At 43.2% G+C, this 1,124-nt stretch carries 2 protein-coding genes; both read right to left on the reverse strand.

Annotation, left to right across the window (positions count from 1 at the left end; genetic code table 11):
- On the reverse strand, positions 1-886 hold an 886-nt coding region (locus tag R8O70_RS25910; protein WP_318184549.1), incomplete at its 3' end, for a murein transglycosylase domain-containing protein.
- Between the two features lie 88 nt (positions 887-974).
- The coding region (locus R8O70_RS25915; RefSeq protein WP_318184550.1) for a Fe(2+)-trafficking protein at positions 975-1,124 on the reverse strand (150 nt) is incomplete at its 5' end.

Raw genomic sequence — 1,124 nt, forward strand, 5'->3', positions numbered from 1 at the left:
GGTTTTTGAGGATGTAGAAGTAGGCGGTTCCTGTGTCAATATTGTTTTCTGGGTTGAACAAATACTCTGGGCTAGGTTGTCCTGATTTGTTCTTTACGAGCTTAAATACATCACGACCAGCGGTTTTAGGCACTACTTGCATCAATCCATAAGCATTGGCCCAACTTACTGCGTAAGGGTTAAAACTGCTCTCGGTTTTGATGATGGCGTAAATCAGATCTTCAGGAATGTCGTGTTTTTTTGACGCGCGACGCACGATATCCGCGTATTGGTAACTACGCTGAGAGAAGTGATCCTCTACCATTGGAATCTCAACGTAATACGCTTTTTTAAAGTCTACATCTTTGGTTTTGATGTTATTGGCAATCAGATAGTCAGCGAAGCGATTCGCGCGCCATGACCATTGAATGGGCTTTTTATCTTGATCGAGCACCTGTTTGTACAAAAAGGGTTGGCCTTCGAGTTTGATCTCTTTCGATGAGAACAAGTCGACGTTTGCTGGATCATCTGGCGTTAGCAATGTGGTGATGATCGCGTTCTTCAAGTGTTTTTGTGGTTCGGTCGGAGAAACGGTCTCGATAGTGATAAGACCTTTCTGGAAATCCACTTCTGCCCGACTTAAATAATTGTCGATGTACTTAACGTAGTTACTTTTACCTGCGAACTTCACTTCACGTTGTCCCCAACGCTTTTTGATATTGCCTGAGAAGCTATTGATCAACGCATCGAGTGCGGCGGTATCTTTCTCAAACTGACCTGGTAGCTCTGCTAGGTTGTTTGCAAAGCGGTTGGTTGGCTCGTAGTTCACGTCATAAATTTTTTCGACGAATTCGCGGCTACAGCCTGCCAATAAGAGAGCGGTGGCAATAAAAGCAATTTTCTTCATAAGTTTTTAGGTGATGAGGACAAGACGCTGGAGGAAAAATGACATCACAGTTTAGGTTGTGATGTCATTGCTTTTGAACAAATTGGCTTTATTCGCTTGGTGGTGTGTAACCTTCAATGTGAACGTCTTTGCCTTCGAATAGGAAGTTCACCATTTCGGTTTCGAGCAGTTTACGATGTTCTGGATCCATCATGTTGAGCTTTTTCTCGTTGATCAACATGGTTTGTTTGTGTTGCCA

This window comes from Vibrio sp. 779(2023), assembly GCF_033344285.1.
Taxonomy (GTDB): Bacteria; Pseudomonadota; Gammaproteobacteria; order Enterobacterales; family Vibrionaceae; genus Vibrio; species Vibrio alginolyticus.